A 22,149-nucleotide genomic window follows, 5' to 3' on the forward strand; every position below is an offset into this window, starting at 1 on the left:
GCTTATCCTGCCCCCTCGACAGCCACATCTTGGGGCTGCGAGGTGTTGGCTTGCGCCACTGGTTTCGGGCTCTTGCGCCGCGTGGCGTGGGTCAACAGCTGCATCAGCTCCGCGCGCACCGCCTGCTTGAGGGGCTCTGACGTGGCACTGATGAATTGTTTGCGGTCAAACCCGGCGCGCAAGCGCACCACGTAAGCCGCTGGCGGCAAAGACTGCAGCTGGGCATCAAACTCACTGGCAACGGCATAAATTTGCCGCTTGATGCTGTGGCGCGTCACTGAGCGCTTGGCCCAGCGCTTGGGCACCAAAGGGCCCATCCACACCTGAGGCACTTTGCACCCGGGCACGACAAACAGGGCCTGCGGTGCTGGCTCTGAGAGCGTAGCACCGGGCCCTGTTGGCTCAGCGTCCTTGGCAACATCCACTTCACTGAGCACCAAGCGGTGCAAAGCAAAGTGTGCCGTCCGGGAAATGGTTCCCCCGGACATCGTCGCCTGAAATTGGGGGCGCGTTTGCAGCCGTTGCATCACAGCAAGCCCTGGCTATGCACAGGGAATGGTGTCAGGCAGTCGGCCAAGCGAGCTGACCTTAGACGGCCAGACGCTTACGGCCCTTGGCGCGGCGAGCGTTGATGACGGCACGGCCGCCCTTGGTCTTCATGCGCACCAGGAAACCGTGGGTGCGAGCGCGCTTGGTCTTGGAGGGTTGGTATGTACGCTTCATGTTCGTTCCTTGAGAAAGTTCAGTTTCTTACTGGCCTGACATCCCTCATGGATGTGCAGTACCCAATTTCCCCCCGGCCAAGCATGCCTGCAAAACGCACCTGCCACATGGCCGATGCCCGCAAATAAAAGCTTCACGCGGGGCTTATCACCCTGAACACATTCAGGGAAACCCGAAATTATCTCAGTGTTGTGCATCTCTTGCAATGACCCTCTAAACATGGCCAAGAATAAGCCCCATGAATCGCACGCAGGAAAAGCGTGATGTATTTGTGGATAACCGTTTGAAAAGCTACAATCACAGCCCCGAAACCGTTCCTCCTATCCACAAAAAGTGCTCCCATTGAAATGACAGAGGAACCCTCCAACGACGCTGGCCTAGGCCTGTGGCTGGCATGCGTTGAGCAGCTCAGCCAAGACCTGCCCGAACAACAGTTCAACACCTGGATCAAGCCTTTGACCGCCGTCGTGGCCGAAGATTTTTCCAAGGTGACGGTCTATGTGGCCAACCGCTTCAAGCTCGATTGGATTCGCGCCCAGTACGCCGCCCGCATTTCGGGGCTGCTGGAAGATTTGTACGGCCAACCAGTCACCCTGGAGTTGGCGCTTGCTCACAGAGAAAGCGTTACCCGCACTTACGTTCGCCCTTATCAGGCAGAACGCAGCTCCCCTTCAGATGCGCCCACGCTGCTGCCCGTCAGCGCCAGTGCCGAAGAGGCGTCTGCGCCTGCCTTTCGCAACCGTTTGAACTCTGCCCTGACGTTTGAAACGCTGGTAGAAGGCACAGCCAACCGCATGGCCCGCTCGGCGGCCATGCACGTGGCAGGCTCGCCCGGTCATCTGTACAACCCGCTGTTCATTTATGGCGGAGTGGGCCTGGGTAAAACCCACTTGGTACATGCTGTGGGTAACCAGCTGCTCAAAGACAAGCCTGACGCCAAGATTCTTTACATCCACGCTGAACAATTTGTTTCAGATGTGGTCAAGGCCTACCAGCGCCGCACGTTTGATGAGTTCAAAGAACGCTATCACTCGCTCGATCTTTTGCTGATTGACGACGTCCAGTTCTTTGCCAACAAAGACCGTACGCAAGAAGAGTTCTTTAACGCCTTTGAGGCCTTGCTGGCCAAAAAGAGCCACATCGTGATGACCTCAGACACCTACCCCAAGGGTCTGACCAACATCCACGAGCGCCTGGTTTCGCGTTTTGACTCTGGCCTGACCGTAGCGATTGAGCCGCCCGAGCTGGAAATGCGCGTGGCCATCCTGATCAACAAGGCCCGCGCCGAAAACGCCGAGATGCCCGAAGAAGTTGCTTTCTTCGTGGCCAAGAACGTGCGCTCCAACGTGCGTGAGCTGGAAGGCGCGCTGCGCAAGATTTTGGCTTACTCGCGCTTTAACCAAAAGGAAGTCTCCATCCAGCTGGCGCGTGAAGCGCTGCGCGATCTGCTGAGCATTCAAAACCGGCAGATCAGCGTGGAGAACATCCAGAAAACCGTGGCCGACTACTACAAGATCAAAGTGGCGGACATGTACAGCAAAAAGCGCCCAGCGTCGATTGCCCGTCCGCGCCAGATCGCCATGTATCTGGCCAAGGAGCTGACCCAAAAGAGCCTGCCAGAGATTGGCGAGCTTTTTGGTGGCCGCGATCACACCACGGTGCTGCACGCTGTACGCAAGATTGCGGCGGAGCGCCAGCAACTGACCGAGCTGAATCAGCAATTGCATGTGCTGGAGCAAACGCTCAAAGGCTGATGGATTTTCCCCTCGCCCGGCTCCAGCCTTGCGGAGCAAAATGAGGGGGTTTGAGTGGCACGAGGGGGCGTGAGAAGATGCGCCGCCACTCATTCCTAAAGAGACCCGCTACTGAAACATAGAGGTTGACATGATCGTCCTGAAAGCCACACAAGACAAAGTTCTCGCGGTCCTGCAATCGGTGTCCGGCATCGTTGAGCGCCGTCACACCTTGCCCATTTTGGCGAACGTACTGGTCAAAAAGACCGGTAACGCCTTGCAGTTCACCACCAGTGACCTGGAAATCCAGATCCGCACCACTGCCGAGCTGGGCGGTGACACGGGCGACTTCTCCACCACCATCGGTGCCCGCAAGCTGATCGATATCTTGAAGACCATGCCTGGCGACCAGACCGTGTCGCTGGAGTCACAGCAAAGCAAGATGATCTTAAAAGGTGGCAAAAGCCGCTTCACCATGCAGTCGCTGCCCGCAGAAGACTTCCCGCTGGTGCAAGAGGCCGCCAACTTTGGCCCCGCCTTCAGCGTGCCGCAAAAGGTGCTAAAAGACCTGATGGGCCAGGTCTCGTTTGCCATGGCTGTGCAAGACATTCGCTACTACCTCAACGGCATCTTGTTTGTTGCCGAAGGCAACACCCTGAGCCTGGTCGCCACCGACGGCCACCGTCTGGCGTTTGCCAGCTCGGAGCTGGACGTGGATGTGGGCGACAAGCAAGAAGTGATCTTGCCGCGCAAGACCGTGCTGGAGCTGCAGCGCCTGCTCAGCGATGTGGGCGGCGAGAACTCGCCGCGCATCGAGATGCAGTTTGCCAACAACCAGGCCAAGTTCACCTTTGCCGGCATGGAATTTGTGACCAAGCTGGTCGAGGGCAAGTTCCCTGACTACAACCGCGTCATTCCTCGCAACCACGGCAACAGCGTCACGCTGGGCCGCGCACCACTGCTGGCCAGTTTGCAGCGCACGGCCATCATGACCAGCGACAAATTCAAGGGCGTGCGCCTGACGATCGAGCCTGGTACTTTGCGCGTGGCATCGAACAACGCCGACCAGGAAGAGGCAGTGGACGAACTCGACATCGACTACGGCGGTGACGCCATCGACATCGGCTTCAACGTAACGTACTTGCTGGACGTGCTGGCCAATATGTCGCAAGACATGGTCAAGATTGAGCTGGCCGACGGCAACAGCTCTGCACTGGTCAGCATTCCCGGCAACGACAACTTCAAGTACGTCGTCATGCCCATGCGCATTTAAGGCGCTGGCACACCCGCCAACCAACTGGCCGATTGCGGCTAAAAAGGGAGCTGCCAGCGCAATCTGGCAGCCCTTTTCAAAGTGATTTATTGGTATATCCCAGGCAATACAAGCGTTAAAAGCTCTTGTATTTGCAGCAGCAAGGCACCTTCATGACCGACGAGAACAAGCCAGAAAACCAGACCATTCCCGCTGTAAGCGCCCCCGCAGACACAGGCTATGGCGAAGGTTCGATCCAGATTTTGGAAGGCCTGGAAGCCGTGCGCAAACGCCCCGGCATGTACATTGGTGACACGTCAGACGGCACCGGCCTGCACCACCTGGTGTTCGAGGTGGTGGACAACTCCATCGACGAGGCCCTGGCAGGTCACTGCGATGACATCCTGGTCACCATCCACGCCGATGGATCACTGTCTGTCATTGACAACGGCCGCGGCATTCCCACGGGCGTGAAGATGGACGACAAGCACGAGCCCAAGCGCTCGGCCGCTGAAATCGCCCTGACCGAGCTGCACGCTGGCGGCAAGTTCAACCAAAACAGCTACAAGGTCTCTGGCGGTCTGCACGGCGTGGGCGTGTCCTGCGTGAACGCACTGTCCATCTGGCTGAAGCTGACGGTGCGCCGCGATGGCAAGGTCCATGAGATTGATTTCTCGCGCGGCTTTGTGCAAAACCGCCTGATCGAAGTGGTGGACGGTTTTGAAATCTCGCCCATGCGTGTCATTGGCGACTCTGACAAGCGCGGCACCAAGGTGCACTTTCTGCCTGACCAGGAAATCTTCAAGGAAAACTTCGAGTTCCGTTATGAAATTCTGGCCAAACGCCTGCGTGAACTCTCGTTCCTGAACAACGGCGTGCGCATTCGCCTCAAAGACGAGCGCGACGGCAAGGAAGACGACTTCTCAGGTGCTGGCGGCGTGCGCGGTTTTGTTGGCTTTATCAACGCCAACAAGAAAGTGCTGCACCCCACCGCGTTCTACGCCGAAGGCTCGCGCCCTGCAGAAACTTATGGCGGCATTCCCGGCACCGAAATTGGTGTGGAAGTGGCCATGCAGTGGAACGACGGCTACAACGAGCAAGTGCTGTGCTTTACCAACAACATCCCCCAGCGCGATGGCGGCACCCACCTGACCGGTCTGCGCGCCGCAATGACGCGTGTGATTGGCAAGTACATCGACCAAAACGAGCTGGCCAAGAAGGCCAAGGTTGAAGTCTCGGGCGATGACATGCGCGAAGGCCTGTGCTGCGTGCTGAGCGTGAAAGTGCCAGAGCCCAAGTTCTCCAGCCAGACCAAGGACAAGCTGGTCAGCTCTGAAGTGCGCGCGCCCGTGGAAGACATCGTAGGCAAGCTGCTGTCGGACTACCTGGAAGAAAACCCCAACGACGCCAAGCTGCTGTGCGGCAAGATCATTGAAGCGGCCCGCGCCCGCGAAGCCGCCCGCAAGGCCCGCGAAATGACACGCCGCAAGGGCGTGCTCGATGGCATGGGCCTGCCCGGCAAACTGGCCGACTGCCAGGAAAAAGACCCGGCGCTGTGCGAAATCTACATTGTCGAGGGTGACTCCGCCGGCGGCTCTGCCAAGCAGGGCCGTGACCGTAAATTCCAGGCCATCCTGCCCCTGCGCGGCAAGATTCTGAACGTGGAAAAAGCCCGCTACGAAAAGCTGCTGTCCAGCCAGGAAATCATCACCCTGATTACCGCCCTGGGCACCGGCATTGGCAAGGTGAGCGCTGATTCGGGCAAGAGCAACTCTGACGACTACAACCCCGACAAGCTGCGCTACCACCGCATCATCATCATGACCGACGCGGACGTGGACGGTGCGCACATCCGTACGCTGCTGCTCACCTTCTTTTACCGCCAGATGCCTGAGCTGGTCGAGCGCGGCCACATCTACATTGCGCAGCCACCGCTGTACAAAGTCAAGAACGGCAAGGAAGAGCTGTATTTGAAGGACGGCCCCGCGCTGAACAAGTACCTGCTGAAAATTGCGCTGAACAACGCCTCTGTTTCCACCGGCGGTGCCAACGCCCGCGTGCTGGAAGGCGAAGATCTGTCCAAGCTGGCCAATATGCACCTGGCTGCCGAAAACGTGATTGAGCGCCTGTCCAACTTCATGGACGCAGAAGCCCTGCGCGCCATCGCTGACGGCGTGCAAATCAAGCTCGACACACTGCAAGAAGCCCAGGCCTGCGCCCCCGTGCTGGAGGCCAAACTGCGCGAGTTGACCACCACCGGCATTCCTGCCGCAGTGACCGCCGAGATCGATCCGCAAACGGAAAACCCCATCCTGCGTATCAGCCGCCACCACCACGGCAACATCAAGAGCTCCATCCTGACGCAAGACTTTGTGCGCAGCAGCGACTACGCCGCTTTGGCCGACGAAGCCCAGCACTTCAACGGCTTGCTGTCTGAGGGTGCCAAGGTCACCCGCGGTGAAGGCGACAAGGCCAAGACCGAGAAAGTGGCAGATTTCCGCCAGGCCATGCGCTGGCTGATCTCTGAAGCCGAACGCACCACGGGCCGTCAGCGCTACAAGGGCTTGGGCGAAATGAACCCGGCCCAGCTGTGGGAAACCACCATGGACCCGAACGTACGCAGCCTGCTGCAAGTGCAGATCGGCGACGCCATTGAGGCCGACCGCGTGTTCACCATGCTGATGGGCGACGAGGTGGAGCCCCGCCGCAACTTCATCGAAGCCAACGCGCTGCGTGCAGGCAATATTGACGTCTGACCTGGTTTAGGTTCTCATAAGTCCTGCAACGGCTCTCAATCGTTGCGAACAAGAAAAGCCCGGCAATGCCGGGCTTTTTTATTTTGAAATCACTCAGTCAGAACTTATCGCTAAATAATATTTTTTGGACTGCAACTGCGGCACAAGGCCGATGGCCATCATCACAGGTTCAAGTCCATACCGAGCATGTTGGCAAGGCCAAAGGTGAAGAGCCCTACGAGCAGCAGCGCGACCAAGAAGATGGCGACCACCATGGCGCTCTTGCGCAGCAGCACGCGCCTGTCAGCGCCCTTCTTGCCTTGGTCGTAGTGCCACTTGATGGCAAAGAACATGCACGTGCCGAACATGAGGACTTTGAACGTAACGAAGACTACGGGGACCCAATCGATCATTTTGAAAATTTCCAGCCTATGACTTAACACTGTCTATCGCAAGGAGCGCAACCTCCCACAGATCAGAGGAGCGCAAACGTCAGCGGCTGCCATACACGGATGAGGTTGCTGCACGTTCCGGGACATGGTACTTAAAAGCAATTTCCATACATCGAGACGAAACATCGCCCTTAAAAACCATGCAAGATGACAATTTGCCCATCTGGTTGCCACGATTAGCCGTGCAGGGCGGAACACGTTTTTTACAGATCGCAGATGCGTTGCAGGCAGCAGTGGCCAACGGATCTTTGGCCCCGGGCGACCGCCTGCCACCGCAGCGCCAGCTGGCCGCACAGCTGGGCGTTGACCTGACAACCATCACGCGCGCATACGATGAAGCCAGGCGCCGCCATCTGCTGGAGGGACGCGGGGCACGCGGCACTTATGTCGCGGCACCCAAAGTCGAGCTGAACCCCATCCTTGATCTGAGTATGAACACCCCACCTCCGCCGGATGGCGTGGACTTTGACGACATGCTCAAGCAAGGCCTGTCTCAGGTTTTGATGAGGGCAGATACTGAATTGCTGATGGCTTACCACCTGAGTGGGGGCAGCGATTCAGACCGCAAGGCTGCAGCCCAATGGCTGGAGCCGATGTTTGGGCATCTGGATCCAGAAGAGCTTGTTGTCTGCCCGGGTGCGCAAGCGGCGATTGCCGCATTGATGCTTGCGCTGACGCAGCCTGGAGACGTGATCCTGGCAGAACCACTCAGTTACCCCGGCTTGCTTGCCGCAGCGAGCCAATTTGGCCGGCGCATCATTGCAGTGCCTGCGGACGAGCAGGGCATGCTGCCTGAGATGCTGGAGCAGGCATGCCGCCAGCACAAACCGGGGCTGGTCTATCTGAACCCGACGCTGCAAAACCCGACTGCCATTACCATGGCAAAAAGCCGGCGCAAGGCACTTGCCAGCACCGCCAAGCGCTGCAATGTACGCATTGTTGAGGATGACCCCTACTGGCTCCTTGCCGATGCGCCACCTCCACCGATTGCCACGTTTGCACCGCAGCAGGTGGTCTACATCTCCACCCTGTCCAAATGCCTGACGCCCGGCTTGCGTGTTGCCTTCGTGCTCATCCGTAATCGGCATGAACGTGAGCGTTTTCTGGTCGCGCTGCGCTCATTTGCGCTGATGGTTGCGCCTCTGACGGCTGCGCTGACCACGCAGTGGATTTTGGATGGCTCGGCTGCCCAATTGATGGAAGGCGTACGCAAGGAGGCACGTCTGCGCCACCGGATGGCCAGAGATATTCTGGCGGGGCGCTACAGCGGCGCTGGAGACGGCCTGCATGTCTGGCTGGAGTTGCCTGGGTATTGGAGCTGTGCACAGCTGGCGCATGCCGCCGAAAGCGAGGGCATAGCCGTCACGCCGGCGCAGGCATTCGCCACGGGCAGCGCATCCGTAAATGCCATCCGGATCTCTCTGGGCAGCATCAAGGACCGTGCACGCTTACGGGCGGGCCTGCAACGGCTGTCTCACCTGCTGGCGCGGCGACCAGAGTCATTCAGCGCCGCTCCATCGAGCTGAATGCGGTCATTGCTGCTCTCTCTTTGTGGCGCACATAGCTTTTGCACGCTGCAATGTTCTGCAGCCGATCCCCATGTTGCATGACATTCGGACAACAGATACAGAAAACACCCACCACCATGGCCCCCGGCATGCGCTATGGTTAACCCCTCTTCACGGATACGTGCTCCAGCACGCAAAGCACCATGTTCCATCTTCGTACGACCACTTCCGCCGCCTTGCTCGCCCTGTCTCTTGGCCTGAGCGCCCATGCAGATACCCCCGCGCAATGGCAGGCTCTGACCGCTCCGTTGAAAGTCAACCTGGAGCAAGCCATTGCCAACACCACACAAGCCGTGCCAGGCACCGTTATTGAGATTGATCTGGACGACGGCGATGGCGCTGGCGTGCGCTACGAAGCCCAGGTACTGACAGCGCAAGGCGAAAGCGTAGAAGTGTGGGTGGACGGCGTGACCGGCCAGGCCCGCATGCATGAAAACGACGGCAAGGCCAAGCGCCGCGATGCAGAACGCGCCAAAACCGCCAAAATCAGCATCGTGCAGGCCATTCAGGCGGCCACCGCACACACGCCGGGCAAGCCTGTCAAAGCCGAGCTGGACAACCACTGGGGCAACGTCAGCTATGAGGTCGATGTGCTCAAGGCTGACCACACCGTCATGGCAATCAAAGTGGATGCCATCAGCGGCAAAATTTTGCGCGCCAAACCCGACTAAAGACTCTGCCTGACCCTTCAGGCCGCTGTACAAGCCTGTGCCCGGTGCACAGGCTTTTTTACGTCGCTACAAACGTCTGGGTGCGGCGGGCTATAGTGCGGCCCGCAAGCATGCATAAAGGTGGCCCAGCACGGGCGATTGCGATTGCGCTTGTCATAGCACTCGCCATTGCAAGCGCTGGCGTCCGACCGTTTTGTTCATTCTTGCAAACACCTTTAAAACAATAGCTTTTAGCGCTTACAAATCATCGTTTTCAGATAGTTTTCTATTTGAAAGCGTTACCTAGCAAGCGCAATACGCTCCTTTTTCTTCTCAAAGCAGCCAGGCTGCAGTGCCCGCGCCATGAAATCCGCCATCCGCATCGTGGACGTTGACCGCCTCGAAACCTGGAGCAAATACAAACCCGGCATGTGCGACACCTGTGGCGCCAACTGCTGCACCATGCCACTGGAAGTGCAATTGACCGACTTGGTACGTCTGGGGCTGGTCGATCCCTTTGAGGTAGACAACGTCGAGCCCAAACTGATTGCCAGGCGATTGCTCAAAGCCAGATTGATTGACCACTACAACCCCCGGCACAACATCTTCACCATGGCCCGTCGTGCCAGTGGTGACTGCAGCTTTCTGGATGCGCAGACACGCCGCTGCACTGTGTATGACAAGCGCCCCGAAACGTGCCGCCTGCACCCCAAAAAAGGCCCAAAACCGGGCTGGTGCGCCTATGGTGACCAGCGCATGCGTTGATGGTTACAACTTGGAATGACAAGGCAGGCCTGGCAAGATATCGCCATGCCTTTGCACACCCCACATACCCCCTGGAACCCCACCGAAGTACAGGCCACGGTTCGCAGTTATCTGGACATGCTGGTTCAAGAGCTGGCAGGCCAGCGCTACAACAAATCAGCATGCAGACAGTTGCTGTTCGACGCATTGGCAGGGGAAAGATCACACGCTTCGATTGAGTTCAAATACTGCAACATCAGCGCTGTTTTGCAGTTGCTGCATTACCCCAGCATCAATGGCTACAAGCGCCGCATCAACTTTCAAAAAAGTTTGATGCAAGAGGTAGAGCGGCAAATTCCGCTGTACCCGCAGTTATCGGCCATTGTGCAAGCTGCGGTTGAGCAACCAGCAGCAGAACCGATGGCACCCAAGTTCGAACAAGCACTTCAAACGCCGCCTTCTAAAACCCATCAAGTCAGCGAAGCACTTGCGCAATATGCCGTGCGCAGCCCCGTCAAACGTGACTACCTGGCACAGGAAGCGCGCAATCAGTCGCTGGGTCTGGCGGGAGAGCAGTTTGCTTTGGCTTACGAGCAATGGCGCTTGCAACAGCAAGGCTTGCCCGGTTTGGCACTGCGTGTTGAACATGTCTCACAAACGCTGGGCGATGGGCTGGGCTTTGACATTCGCTCTTTTGATGCCCAAGGCAATGAGCAAATGATTGAAGTAAAAACCACCCGCTTTGCCAAAGACACACCGTTTTTTGTCACGCGCAATGAGCTGGATGTGTCGCAGCAAGCCGCTGAGCGCTTTCACCTGTACCGTATCTTTGAGTTTAGACAGCAGCCTAGGCTGTTCACCTTGAAAGGTGCCATTACCGAGCACTGCCAGCTCGATCCAGTGACATTTCGCGCTTGTTTTTAAAAGCCAATCACACCACCATCCAATCACCGTTTTGCACCATAGGCCGTGCAGATGCAAAGCGCCGGCAAGGCAAAGACACGGCGTAGCAAGGCATGTGTTTCGGGCTAAGCAGCCCATAAAAAAAGCAGCCGTAAGGCTGCTTTTTTTGACAAGGAATTCTCAGCGGTTTATGACTCGCCAGACAGTTCAACCTGGGGGTTATCCAGCTTGGTGGCCTGGATCTTGTCAATGATCTTGCCATCCATGTCTACCACCTCAAACTCCCAGTTTTCCCAGACCACTTTGTCTGTTTCTGCTGGCAGTTTGCCGGTCAGCAGCATCATCATGCCGCTCAAGGTTTGGTAGCGGCCCTTTTCTTCTTCCGGCACCGACCTAAGGCCCAGGCGGTCTTTGAGTTCAACGATCGGGATGTGGCCATCGAGCAGCCAGGAACCATCCGTGCGCTGCACGGCCCATGCATCGCTGGGGTCTTCGGTCACGAATTCGCCAGTGATGGCTTCGGTCAGATCGCGCACCGTGACAATGCCCTGCATTTCGCCGTATTCATCAATCACAAAGGCCATGGGCGCACCAGACAGCTTGAAGCTCTCCAGCAGTTCCATGCCGGTGATGGTTTCCGGAATGTAGATCGGCTTTTGGATCAGGTCCTTGGATTCGAGCAGTTCCCGCTGGCCCTTAAGGGCATTGGCCAGCCACTGGCGCGAATTGATCACGCCCAGCAGGTTTTCAAAACTGCCATCAATCACGGGATAGCGTGCGTGGTCGTGCGACTCCACAATCGCCATGTTTTCTGCAAACGGCAGGTTCACGTCCAGGCACACCACATCAGAGCGCGGCACCATGAGTGAGGAGATCTGGCGATCGTCCAGACGGAACAGGTTGCGAATCATGGTGTGCTCGTTTTGCTCAATCGCACCCGATGTGGTGCCCTCAGCCAGCACGGCATGAATTTCATCTTCCGTCACGGTGGAATCGTTGCTCTCACGCACCCCCAGCAGCTTGAGCAAGCCGTGGGTGGACGAGGTCAGCAAAATGACAAATGGCTTGGTGATTTTGGCCAGCAAATTGATGGGCTTGGCCACCAGGCGGGCAATGCTTTCTGGGTTGGTCTGGCCCAGACGCTTGGGCACCAGCTCGCCAACCACAATCGATACATAAGTGATCAGCACCACCACAATGGCAGTGGACAGGGTGCTGGCGTATTTGAGCGCCATGCCTTGTTCAACCATCCACATGGATAAAGGCTGGGCCAGAGCGGCTTCACCAAAAATACCGTTCAGCACACCGATAGAGGTGATACCAATTTGAATGGTCGAGAGAAAACGTGTGGGGTTTTCGCCCAGCTGCAGCGCGGCAGCAGCAGCAGTATCGCCCTCATCTATCAGCTTTTGAAGCCGTGCCCTGCGTGCTGTCACCAGCGCGATTTCGGACATGGCAAAGACGCCGTTCAAGATGATGAGGGCGATAAGTATAGGAATTTCCATGATGGTGTTGAGCGTCCTTTCAACGTCGCTCTATTGCAAACAATAACAGTTAGAGATTACTGGATAAAACCAAAGTACAGGCCCAGCAAAATTGCAACCCCCAGCAGAACGCGGTAGATCACAAAGAATCCGAAGCCCTTGCTCGAGATCAGGCGCATGAACCAGACAATGACTGCATAGCCCACCACGAAGGCAATCACGGTGGCAGCAAGCGTCATGCCCCACTGCTCAGTGGTCATGGGTTCACGCTTGAAAAGCAGCATGTAAAAGCCCGACATCAGCACTGCAGGAATGGCCAGCAGGAACGAAAAGCGTGCCGCAGCCTCGCGGGTCATACCCAGCAAAAGGGCAGCAGTAATCGTGCCACCTGAGCGCGAGACGCCCGGAACCAGTGCCATGGCCTGTGCCAGGCCCAGCAAGACGCCATCTTTCCAGCCCAGATGGCCAATTTGGCGGGTTTGTGTGCCGCGCTTTTCCGCCCAGCCCAGCAGCAGGCCAAAGACGATCAGCATGGTGGCTGTCACCGCCAGCGTTCTGAATGAGGTTTCAATCCAGTCGCGCAAGAGCAGGCCCAGCACACAGATAGGGATGGTGCCCAAAATAACAAGCCACGCCAGCTTGGCATCCGTGTCCAAGGCCTCGCCGCTCTTGCGGCTGCCAATCAAAGGCAGGCTGGCAAACCATGCAAGCAGCATGCGCATCACATCTTTGCGAAAGTAAATCAGCACCGCCAGCTCTGTGCCCAGCTGGGTGATGGCTGTAAAAGCAGCCCCTGGATCTGCACCACCAGGAAGCAGGGGGCCAAGAATGCGCAGGTGAGCGCTGGAAGAAATAGGCAAAAACTCGGTCAAGCCTTGGACCAATCCAAGAATGATCGCGTCCAGCCATCCAAAGGTGGCATGCATAGCGTAAGTGGGTAAACCATCAAAAAAGCAGTCCAGCAGTGTAGCGCCAGCGCTTCTTAAACACTGCCGCCAGGGTGGCGCTACAGGCGCTGACGCGCGCGCATCCACACATGCCAATGGAATGCAAGGCGGATGCAGCCAGAGCAGACCCAGCCTTCAAGGGGCGCACAGCAGCCGGACGATCCGTTTTCTTGATGCATCGCTGCTCATCGAATTTATGTTCATGTTTTTTTATATAAATCTAGTGTTCAAGCACTTTTAAAATAATAAAAAATACATTTCATGGATCAAGAAATGCTTTAAAACACTTTTTTCAAGCATTTTTTCTGCCATGACGGTCAAGTGTTTTGCAAAAAAATATCTTTTGATACGACTAGATTCTGAGTGAAATCTGGCTTGAATGCATGCCTTAGAGCTGAAGATGGCTGGTCTTTTCTGCCAACTTTGCACACAGCATGTGGATAACTTTCTTCGAAAAATTGTGGATAGCTTTCGGGGGCATCTGCATTGCTCAGATGCTACTTATCCACAATGTTCTTGTTTCACTGCCTTGTGAGTAAGTGAGTGATGATTGAAAAGATTTTTTCAACACTCTCACCTTCTTTATTCTTTGCTTTTCCACATGCTTATCTGGAAGTTTTAAGGCATATGCATGCAGTGATTCCCTTGGCAAACCACCTCACTCATCCACAATCTATAATGATTTTTCCACAGCGTAGATCTGCTTGAATTTGTTGCCGTTCACTCAGAAAAGCGATGGAACATTGCTTAAATTTTCAGCGAATTTACGCATGCCAGTCATCCAAGAAATAAATAAAAAGATGAAATGCATGCGTTTGACTTGTATTGAAAATAATTTTTCACACCCTGCAGCACAGCTTTCTCGTTCAAAACCTCACAATGAGTCAAAAAAAATGGGCCACGCAGGCCTTGGATTCCTTTGATTCCGTGGTCGCATCCATCCCCGGTTTTCGTGTCCGTGAGGGACAGCGAAAAATGGCCGCCCAGATCGCGCAGACGCTCTCCAATGCGCAGCTGGGCAAGGTGGAAGAGGGCGCTGCAGACCCGCAGCGCGCCATCGCGGTCATTCAGGCTGGAACCGGCGTAGGCAAGTCACTGGCATATGCAGCGCCTGCCATTGCCATGGCTTTGGCACGGGGCACACGCGTGCTGATTTCTACGGCCACCGTGGCTTTGCAAGAGCAGCTGGTCAACAAGGATCTGCCCGCGCTGGCGCAGCAACTGCCCACGCCTTTCAAATTTGCACTGGCCAAGGGCCGAGGCCGCTTTGTCTGCAAGCTGAAGCTGGAGCGTCTGGCCAGCTCGGGAGAAAACAGCGACGAAGTGGATGACCTGTTCGCCGAAGAAGCCACAGAACAGCGCAAAACACGCCCCAAGGCAGAGACCGAGGCGCGCATGCAGTTCTACACATCGATGGCTGACGCGCTGGCCACTGGCCAGTGGAATGGCGACCGCGACAGCCTCACCCCGCCGCCGGAAGCCGAGGCATGGGCACCGCTGGCCGCCGAAGGCAGCTCTTGCACGGGGCGCCATTGCCCGGCCTTTGACAACTGCACGTATTACGAACGCCGCAAAGAGATGGTGGCCGCGCAAGTCATTGTGGCCAATCATGATTTACTGCTTTCCAGTCTGGGAGCACGCTTGCTGCCAGAGCTGGACAACAGCCTGCTCATCCTGGACGAAGCCCACCATTTGCCGCAAACCGCGTTGTCACAATTTGCGTGTGATATGGACATGAGCCGGCTGACATGGATCGACAAGCTGGCCAGCCGTGCATTGCGTGTAGGCCAGTTGATGGAGGTCGATGAGATTGCCGACATTGCCGGTTACAGCAGCGGGCTGCGTGAGCACCTGACTGAGCTGGCACGTCTGGTCATGTCGCTGTATGGCGAACAGCTCAAAGGCCAGAAAGACAGCTGGGGCCCTGCGCGAGTGCGCGTGCCGCGTGGTGATTTGCCAGACCCCTTGCTGGAGCCTTTGGCGCAAGTCATGCACAACGCCAGCGGCTTTCTGGATGTGTTGCGCGCCATTGCCAAGGCGCTGAAAGCTGAGATCAAAGACAAGCCCGATGAGGCGCAGCGCCTGTCTGCACTGTATGCCCAGGTGGGCACGCTGGCCCCGCGGCTGGAAGCCGTGCACGACACCGCCCAGTTGCTCAGCCAGCAGCCAGAAACCCGTGAAGACGGCTCCCAGAGCGTGCCCAATGCCAAATGGTTCACGCTGGAAATAGATGGCGACTACATCGTGGTCAAAGGCCACGCCAGCCCCATCTTGCCCGGTGCCACGCTGCGCCACCACTTGTGGAGCCAGGTGCGCGGCGCGGTGCTGACCAGCGCCACGCTGACCAGTTGTGGCGGCTTTGATTTCTTCTTGCGAGAGGCCGGGCTGCATGGCGATGCAGCAGTGCAGACGCTGGAAGTAGCCAGCCCGTTTGACTATGCCGCCCAGGGCACTTTGGTTGCCCACCAGACGCAGGCCGACCCGCGCGAAGCCGCTGCGTTTACCCGTGAGATGGTGGAGCGACTGCTCAATGACTTGAGCCGCGTGCAAGCCGGTGCGCTGGTGCTGTTTACCTCGCGTGATCAGATGCGCCAGGCTGTGGATGCGCTGCCCAGCGCCATGCGCAATTACGTGCTGGTGCAAACGGCCATGCCGCGTTCCATGTTGCTGGCCGATCACCGTGCGCGGGTAGAGCAGGGCTTGCCTTCCATCATCTTTGGCATGCAGTCGTTTGGTGAAGGACTGGATTTGCCCGGTGCGCTGTGTGAATCGCTGTTCATCACCAAGCTGCCGTTTTCGCCGCCCGATGACCCAGTGGGTGAGTCACGCGCTGAATGGCTGCGCAGCAGCGGGCGCAACCCGTTCAACGAGCTGGTGGTGCCCGCCACAGCCATTCGACTGGCGCAATGGGTAGGGCGCGCTATTCGTACCGAAGAAGACCAGGCCCACGTCTATTGCTACGATCGGCGTCTGGTGGCTACCAGCTACGGAGCACAGTTGCTTAAAGGCCTGCCACCGTTCACGCTGGAAAAACGCATGGCATGAACGTGCAACATCACAATAAAAGGAGCTACCAAGGCTTAACAATACTAGTTTTCAATGTGATTTCATATTGAAACATAGACTGCTAAAGCGCTAACAGCTCATTTTTTAAAACTCCATTGAATGAAAGACATCTCTTGAGCACCACGACTTTCCCATCCTGCCCCCAATGCGGCCAAGACAATACCTATCCTGACGCAGCGCTGTTCATCTGCCCTGACTGTGCCCATGAGTGGTCAGAACAAGCTGCAGCTAGCGACGAAGATGATGGCCCCCGCGTCATCAAAGATGCCAATGGCACCCCTTTGACCGACGGAGACACGGTGTTGCTGGTAAAGGATTTGAAGGTTAAGGGATCGTCCACCGTCATCAAGAAGGGCAGCAAGATCAAAGGCATTCGTCTGGTCTATGACAACGGCGACCACGACGTGGACTGCAAGACCGACCAAGGCCCTTTCATTCTGAAATCTGAGTTTCTGAAAAAGGCGTAAAGCCGCAGCCATTTGTGCTGATTTTGCGAAGGTGCATCAGCGCAGATGCCCTTCGCCACCAAGGCACTGCATCCAAAGCCTTCAGCGCCAGACCCTCGCTGTGCAGGCTGTTTGAACGCCCCCGCGCTCAGGGCGGCACCCATTCGCAAATCATGGTTTTTTGTGAAGGTGGCAGTTCGTCAAAAACGCTCTAACTTACTGAAGGCAAATAAGTTTCCTGTACTTATCGCCATATTTTTCACAACAAAAATGGCTGGTGCTTTCCAAAAATAAACGTTAGCGCTAACTCTCGCCAGCACGCATTCGCTGCGCGACATACGATGACGCCCCCGACGGCCAACCGCTACTTTCTCTGACTTGTGCTCACCCCTGTGCACAAGACACTGGTGAGTACCGGCGCCGTCGGTTTTTTTTCTCCCTAAAAAACCATACATCAAAAAATCATGACAAGCGTGATCCAACTGATACCTCAGGAGCTGCTGCCATGCGTGCATTGACACTCTTGCTTCTGGCCATTCTTGGCCTGCCACTGACTTTCGGCGGCAGCTACCTGCTTGCCTTGGGTGGCAGTCCTTTCTACCTGTTGAGCGGCGTGGTCGTATTGATCGCGGCGTTCGGTGTTCTCAAGCGCAAGCGCTGGGCTACACCGGTATACGCCATCTGGCTGCTGGTGCTGCTGGCCTGGTCACTGTGGGAGTCAGGACTGCACTGGTGGCCACTGGCAACCCGTCTGGGCCTGCCTGCCATCATTGGTTTCATCATGGCGATTCCTGCTTCGCGCCGCAGTGCTGCTGCGGGCACAGCGCCTTTCGCTGCGGGCATGCCTGTGCTGGCAGCGTCGATCCTCTCGGCTGTAATCGCCTTCATCGGCATTCCTTTTCACCTCCATGAGACGGCCGGCAAGCTGTCAATGGAAGTGGTCAATCCCGATGCCAAAACCGGCGATACCCCAGCCGCTGAAGGCGACTGGACCGCTTACGCGGGATCACACCACGGCCAGCGCTTTTCCAAGCTCACACAGATCACGCCTGACAACGTGAACCAGCTGGATGTAGCCTGGCAGATCCGCACAGGCGACATGAAGGGCCCGGGCGACGTGGGTGAAACCACCTACCAGGCCACGCCACTGAAAATCGGCGACAGCCTGTACCTGTGCACCCCGCACAGCCTGGCCATTGCTCTGGATGCTGATACAGGTGCCGAAAAATGGCGCTTTGATCCGCAAGCGGGCATGGAATCTAACCGCCAGCACCAGACCTGCCGCGGCGTTGCTTTCCATGCAGATGCGCCCGCTACTTCTGCTGCAACTGCAGTGGCATCGACGACTGCGACAGCCAGTGCAGCACAGTGCAAGCACCGCATCTTCCTGCCATCTTCCAACGCCAAGCTCTATGCGCTGGATGCCGAAACCGGCAAGTTGTGCGAAGACTTCGGTGACAAGGGTGCGATCGATCTGACGCACAACATGCCCAACAAGCAGCCCGGTTATCTGAACCCCACATCGCCACCCGTGATTGCGGGCGATACGCTGATCATTGGCGCATCGGTCAACGACAACTACGCCGTGGAATCCCCCTCGGGCGTGATTCGTGCGTACGACGTACACACCGGCAAGCTGCTGTGGAACTGGGATTCTGGCAACCCTGAGGCCACCGAGCCTTTTGATCCAGCCAACCCCAACCAGGTCTACAAGGCATCTTCGCCCAACAGCTGGACGGTGTTCTCTGCCGACACCGAACTGGGCATGGTCTACGTGCCCATGGGCAACCGCGTTCCTGACCAGCTGGGTCAATACCGCAACGCTGACGAAGAAAAGTACACCGCCGCCATCGTGGCGCTGGACTTAAAGACCGGCAAGCTGCGCTGGTACAAGCAAACCGTGCACCACGACCTGTGGGACATGGACCTGGGATCGCAGCCCGTGCTGCTGGACCTGGATCTGCCCCAGGGCCGTACACCTTCACTGGTGCTGCCCACCAAGCAAGGTGATGTCTATGTGCTGGACCGCCGTGACGGTACGCCCATTCATGCGGTCACCGAGCGTCCTGCACCTCAGGGTACCGACGTGCCCGGCGAACACACCGTGCCCACACAGCCTGTGTCGGCTTTGAGCTTTGAGCCTCCCAAGCTGACGGAGTCAGACATGTGGGGTGCCAGCTTGATCGACCAGATGATGTGCCGTATTCAGTTCAAGAAACTGCGCTACGAAGGCCGCTACACCGCACCTTCACTGCAAGGCACACTGGTGTATCCCGGCAACTTTGGCACCTTCAACTGGGGCTCCGTGGCGGTGGATCCACAGCGCCAGGTGATGTTTGGCATGCCGACCTACCTGGCTTTCGTCTCGACACTGATCCCCCGCGACCAGCTCAAGGGTGACACTGTGATGAATCTGGGCGAGCAAGGTATCAACGCCAACGAAGGCGCTGGCTACGCTGTCAAGATGCACCCCTTCCTGTCGCCCATGGGCGTGCCTTGCCAGACTCCTCCATGGGGAACCGTGGCAGCAGCAGATTTGCGTACCGGTAAGATTGCCTACCAGTACCGCAACGGCACCATCCGCGACCTGTCACCCATCCCTCTGCCCATCAAGGTAGGTGTTCCCGGTATCGGTGGCCCCCTGATGACGGCTTCAGGCGTTGCCTTCCTGGGAGCTGCAGTGGACAACAACTTCCGCGCCTATGACGTTGCCACGGGTGATGTGCTGTGGAATGCCCGTCTGCCTGCAGGTGGCCAAGCCACTCCCATGACTTACCTGAACAGCCAGGGTGAGCAGGTGGTGGTGCTGGTGGCCGGTGGTCACGGCTCCATTGGCACCAAGGCGGGTGATTACGTGATCGCCTACAAACTCAAGAAGTAAACACGCTGCATGAACAGGGCTGATGCACTCAGCCCTGCAAGCAAGGCCTCTTCAACCTCTTAAGGGAGTATTTGAAGAGGCCTTTTTTTGGGCTTTTTTTCGGCCATCCCTGCACACAGGCCATGCCTCTGTACGGTACCCCCAGTCCTCGGCATAGACAGCCAGTCAATCGTTGGCAGCTGCATGGCCAGTCAGTGCGCAGGCCCTCATTGCTCCTGCAGTCCTGCGTTGAAAACATCCGCATGACCGCTGCCTTGTCTGCAACAGGCAGACAGGACAAGGCCACAAGCGCCTGACAGGCCTGCACCAGCAGGACATGGGGGGTAGGGTGCCGCACCCCTTAACAGGCACGTACAGGCTTGCTCTGCTGCTGCAGACAGGCCTGTCAAGCTGAGACCAGGCTTGAGCTGGTTCCGGTACTGCCCAGGCACCGATCACTGAACGGTTACTGAACTGAGAGATTTCTTCTTGCTTGCCTGCAGCTTCAAAAAAATTGCTTTCTGCGATCTGTCCTGATTCGATAGCTGCAAACGTCCAGAGCGTAGAGCCCATCCCCTTGAACGCCGGAAATCAGATCGAACGTGTTGTGAACGCACATGGTGCTTTTCACACAAGCACCGCAGTGATCATTGAATATTTTTGAATGGCTCTTTGGCACGTCTCTACGCTGGCAAAAACACTGTCCACTGCTGTGCATAACAAGCTGTGCATAAGTTTTCATGCCGGAGAAACTGTTCACGCTCTGGCTGCTGGGCAGCTGAAAACAAATTTTCAACCTGGCTGCTACCAAGGCTCTTGGATTTTCAGATCAATGAACTCTTTTTTCCAAGTCTGACAAGCCCTTGAAGTGCACCTCATCTGTTTACTGCTTTGGATTTTGAGTTTGAGGTGACTTGTTCTTTTAAATTTTTTATAAGAATAGTAGGTAGTAGTAGGTCTCTACATTTTTTGTGGATAACTTCACATTCAGACCTGATATCAACTACTTGCCTACGGCCAAATCATGTGGGCCAGACCCTGTTGCTGTTGTCGTGCAAACAGGGATAACTTCCAAATTTTTTGAATTTTTGTGGATATCTATGTTTTCTTCAGTGATCTATCCACAAGTACTGCTTCACTCTGATGTAACTTAGTTTTATGCGCTTAGCTACTATGAAATAAGCGTTTTAAGCTATCAAATTTGATGTGAATAACTTTTAAAGCAGCATTTTTCCTCAGAAGAGCCATCCTGTGAACATCCCGAAACCCTGCGGGAATACAAAGAGGCCATTGAAAAACGGAACAGATCCTGGATAGAGGCTTCATTTGCGCGAATTTTTTCGCGCGGTTGTTATTCTTTATGTTTTCTATTTTTAATTAGTAGTAATAGTAAGGATGGCTTGCTTCTGTGGATATCGTGAAAACGCTTTTTCAGATCAAGACGTTACAAAATTTCAAAGTATGTGCTGCAAGGCGGGATGAACGGTCACGCTTTTGGGTACAACTTCAGCACATGTCACCTTGGTGTGGATAAGTAGGTAGTTGCTCTTTTTTTCCACACAAAGTTATGCACAGGCAAAAATTGCCTTGCATGCCGTTCTTTCTGCACGACTTCAATGCAGGTAACTGCGTTACAAAAAAGTGAGCAACGCGGCGATGTAACCCAGTTACCGGGTAAACCCTCGGTTACATGGCGTGCTGAATTGGATGGTTAAGTTGTTGTTTTTATTTTTGTTTTTGGATGTACCCAATGTGGGTGAACACCCACATTGAAAGTGACGGCCATCGGCTGTTGCATTCCTCAATAGGTTTCAGCCATTGCAGTGCCCGCCCGCTATGCGGTGTCTACGGCATCAATGCGCACAGGGCTGTGGGCGAGACAGCAGGGCTGTGCACAATGAAAGATTTTTTTCAGCCACAAAAAAAGCAGGCCGAAGCCTGCTTGTGCAAAACGCCCGAAGGTTTTATGCAGCCGGTGAAGCGGTCACTGGTGCATGACCGGCGGGGCCATGGCCATGGTGACCACGTTTGCCATCCATGCGCTTTGCGCCAGAGCCTGCGTGGTGCTTGCCTGGGTGGCGTGCTGTCAGCTCATCAAAAGCTTTTTGCTGGCTGGGGTTGAGGCTGCTGTAGAAACTGCGCGTGGCTTGATCGCGCTGTTCGGCTTTGGCGGAGCGTTCCTTGCGCAGCTTTTGCGCCAGATCGAGCCGCTCGGGTGTTGTCAGCTTGCGCAGATCGGCTCGCTCGCCATGGGCCTTGGTGCGAGGCTCAGGGGTGATTGCCTTGGCATATTTGTCCCAGGCTGCCTGTTGGTTAGGCTGGATCTGCAAAAGTGTTTTCATGCGCTCTGTGCGTTCTGCATGAAACTTGGCAAAGTCGGGTGCCGTGTGGCGTGGACTGTGCTGGACTGCGGAATGGGCAGGGGCAGATACGGCAGGCTGTGCAGTCTGGGCGTTGGCGCTGAGGGCAAACGTGCCTGCCAAGGCAGCAGCGGCGACAGTGGCGGTCAAAGTACGTTGGAAGCGTTTCATCACAAGTTCCTTTCAAGCGGTGTTGCGGTGAGACAAGCGTTTGCTGTGTCCTTGG

17 protein-coding genes are annotated in these 22,149 nt (G+C 56.3%); 11 read left to right on the forward strand and 6 right to left on the reverse strand.

Features of this window, described 5'->3' with window-relative positions; translation table 11 throughout:
* Window positions 1-2: 2 nt before the first annotated feature.
* Entirely contained in the window at window positions 3-527 is a 525-nt protein-coding gene (locus IB213_RS14380; protein ID WP_191721937.1) for a ribonuclease P protein component, read from the reverse strand.
* A 61-nt stretch (window positions 528-588) separates the two neighbouring features.
* Window positions 589-723, reverse strand: coding sequence for a 50S ribosomal protein L34 (gene rpmH, locus IB213_RS14385; protein ID WP_042412105.1), 135 nt, complete (start codon window positions 721-723; stop codon window positions 589-591).
* Between the two features lie 347 nt (window positions 724-1,070).
* Between rpmH and dnaA the strand changes: the two genes are divergently transcribed.
* The 3 genes from dnaA (at window position 1,071) to gyrB (ending at window position 6,464) form a co-directional block, all read left to right on the forward strand.
* Complete coding sequence (gene dnaA / locus IB213_RS14390; protein WP_191721938.1) at window positions 1,071-2,477, forward strand: chromosomal replication initiator protein DnaA; 1,407 nt, start codon at window positions 1,071-1,073, stop codon at window positions 2,475-2,477.
* A gap of 130 nt (window positions 2,478-2,607) precedes the next feature.
* Window positions 2,608-3,729 (forward strand): DNA polymerase III subunit beta, encoded by a 1,122-nt coding sequence (gene dnaN, locus IB213_RS14395; RefSeq protein ID WP_191721939.1) that lies wholly within the window; start codon window positions 2,608-2,610, stop codon window positions 3,727-3,729.
* 152 nt (window positions 3,730-3,881) lie between these two features.
* Window positions 3,882-6,464: a DNA topoisomerase (ATP-hydrolyzing) subunit B gene (gene gyrB, locus IB213_RS14400; protein WP_192407383.1), complete on the forward strand. Its 2,583-nt coding sequence runs from the start codon at window positions 3,882-3,884 to the stop codon at window positions 6,462-6,464.
* A 161-nt stretch (window positions 6,465-6,625) separates the two neighbouring features.
* On the opposite strand, the gene IB213_RS14405 is transcribed toward gyrB, so the two are convergent.
* A complete protein-coding gene (locus IB213_RS14405) occupies window positions 6,626-6,856 on the reverse strand; it encodes a hypothetical protein (protein WP_192407385.1) in 231 nt (76 codons plus the stop codon).
* A 179-nt stretch (window positions 6,857-7,035) separates the two neighbouring features.
* On the opposite strand from IB213_RS14405, the gene IB213_RS14410 reads away from it, so the two are divergent.
* From IB213_RS14410 to IB213_RS14425, 4 genes are all read left to right on the forward strand, one after another.
* Window positions 7,036-8,421, forward strand: a complete 1,386-nt coding sequence (locus tag IB213_RS14410; protein ID WP_192407387.1) for a PLP-dependent aminotransferase family protein — start codon at window positions 7,036-7,038, stop codon at window positions 8,419-8,421.
* 185 nt (window positions 8,422-8,606) lie between these two features.
* On the forward strand, window positions 8,607-9,134 hold the full coding sequence (locus tag IB213_RS14415) for a PepSY domain-containing protein (protein WP_191721958.1): 528 nt from the start codon (window positions 8,607-8,609) through the stop codon (window positions 9,132-9,134).
* A gap of 342 nt (window positions 9,135-9,476) precedes the next feature.
* Window positions 9,477-9,878 carry a YkgJ family cysteine cluster protein gene (locus tag IB213_RS14420; RefSeq protein ID WP_192407389.1) on the forward strand — a complete coding sequence of 134 codons (402 nt, stop codon included), beginning with the start codon at window positions 9,477-9,479 and terminating at the stop codon, window positions 9,876-9,878.
* A 45-nt stretch (window positions 9,879-9,923) separates the two neighbouring features.
* Complete coding sequence (locus IB213_RS14425; protein WP_225561137.1) at window positions 9,924-10,781, forward strand: DUF3883 domain-containing protein; 858 nt, start codon at window positions 9,924-9,926, stop codon at window positions 10,779-10,781.
* Window positions 10,782-10,948: 167 nt separating this feature from the next.
* Here the strand turns inward: IB213_RS14425 and IB213_RS14430 are convergent, their stop codons facing one another.
* Both IB213_RS14430 and IB213_RS14435 read right to left on the reverse strand, forming a co-directional pair.
* Complete coding sequence (locus IB213_RS14430) at window positions 10,949-12,265, reverse strand: hemolysin family protein (RefSeq protein WP_191721960.1); 1,317 nt, start codon at window positions 12,263-12,265, stop codon at window positions 10,949-10,951.
* Between the two features lie 56 nt (window positions 12,266-12,321).
* Window positions 12,322-13,170 carry an undecaprenyl-diphosphate phosphatase gene (locus IB213_RS14435; RefSeq protein WP_192407391.1) on the reverse strand — a complete coding sequence of 283 codons (849 nt, stop codon included), beginning with the start codon at window positions 13,168-13,170 and terminating at the stop codon, window positions 12,322-12,324.
* Window positions 13,171-14,070: 900 nt separating this feature from the next.
* Here IB213_RS14435 and dinG point away from each other — a divergent pair.
* From dinG to IB213_RS14455, 4 genes are all read left to right on the forward strand, one after another.
* Window positions 14,071-16,236, forward strand: a complete 2,166-nt coding sequence (gene dinG, locus IB213_RS14440) for an ATP-dependent DNA helicase DinG (protein WP_192407393.1) — start codon at window positions 14,071-14,073, stop codon at window positions 16,234-16,236.
* Window positions 16,237-16,370: 134 nt separating this feature from the next.
* Window positions 16,371-16,724, forward strand: coding sequence for a zinc ribbon domain-containing protein YjdM (locus IB213_RS14445; protein WP_192407395.1), 354 nt, complete (start codon window positions 16,371-16,373; stop codon window positions 16,722-16,724).
* A gap of 45 nt (window positions 16,725-16,769) precedes the next feature.
* On the forward strand, window positions 16,770-16,997 hold the full coding sequence (locus IB213_RS14450) for a hypothetical protein (RefSeq protein WP_192407397.1): 228 nt from the start codon (window positions 16,770-16,772) through the stop codon (window positions 16,995-16,997).
* Between the two features lie 211 nt (window positions 16,998-17,208).
* On the forward strand, window positions 17,209-19,584 hold the full coding sequence (locus tag IB213_RS14455; protein WP_192407399.1) for a membrane-bound PQQ-dependent dehydrogenase, glucose/quinate/shikimate family: 2,376 nt from the start codon (window positions 17,209-17,211) through the stop codon (window positions 19,582-19,584).
* 1,943 nt (window positions 19,585-21,527) lie between these two features.
* On the opposite strand, the gene IB213_RS14460 is transcribed toward IB213_RS14455, so the two are convergent.
* On the reverse strand, window positions 21,528-22,094 hold the full coding sequence (locus tag IB213_RS14460) for a Spy/CpxP family protein refolding chaperone (RefSeq protein ID WP_192407401.1): 567 nt from the start codon (window positions 22,092-22,094) through the stop codon (window positions 21,528-21,530).
* Window positions 22,095-22,149 lie beyond the last annotated feature (55 nt).

Source organism: Comamonas sp. CMM02, assembly GCF_014851485.1.
GTDB classification, from domain to species: domain Bacteria; phylum Pseudomonadota; class Gammaproteobacteria; order Burkholderiales; family Burkholderiaceae_C; genus Comamonas; species Comamonas avium.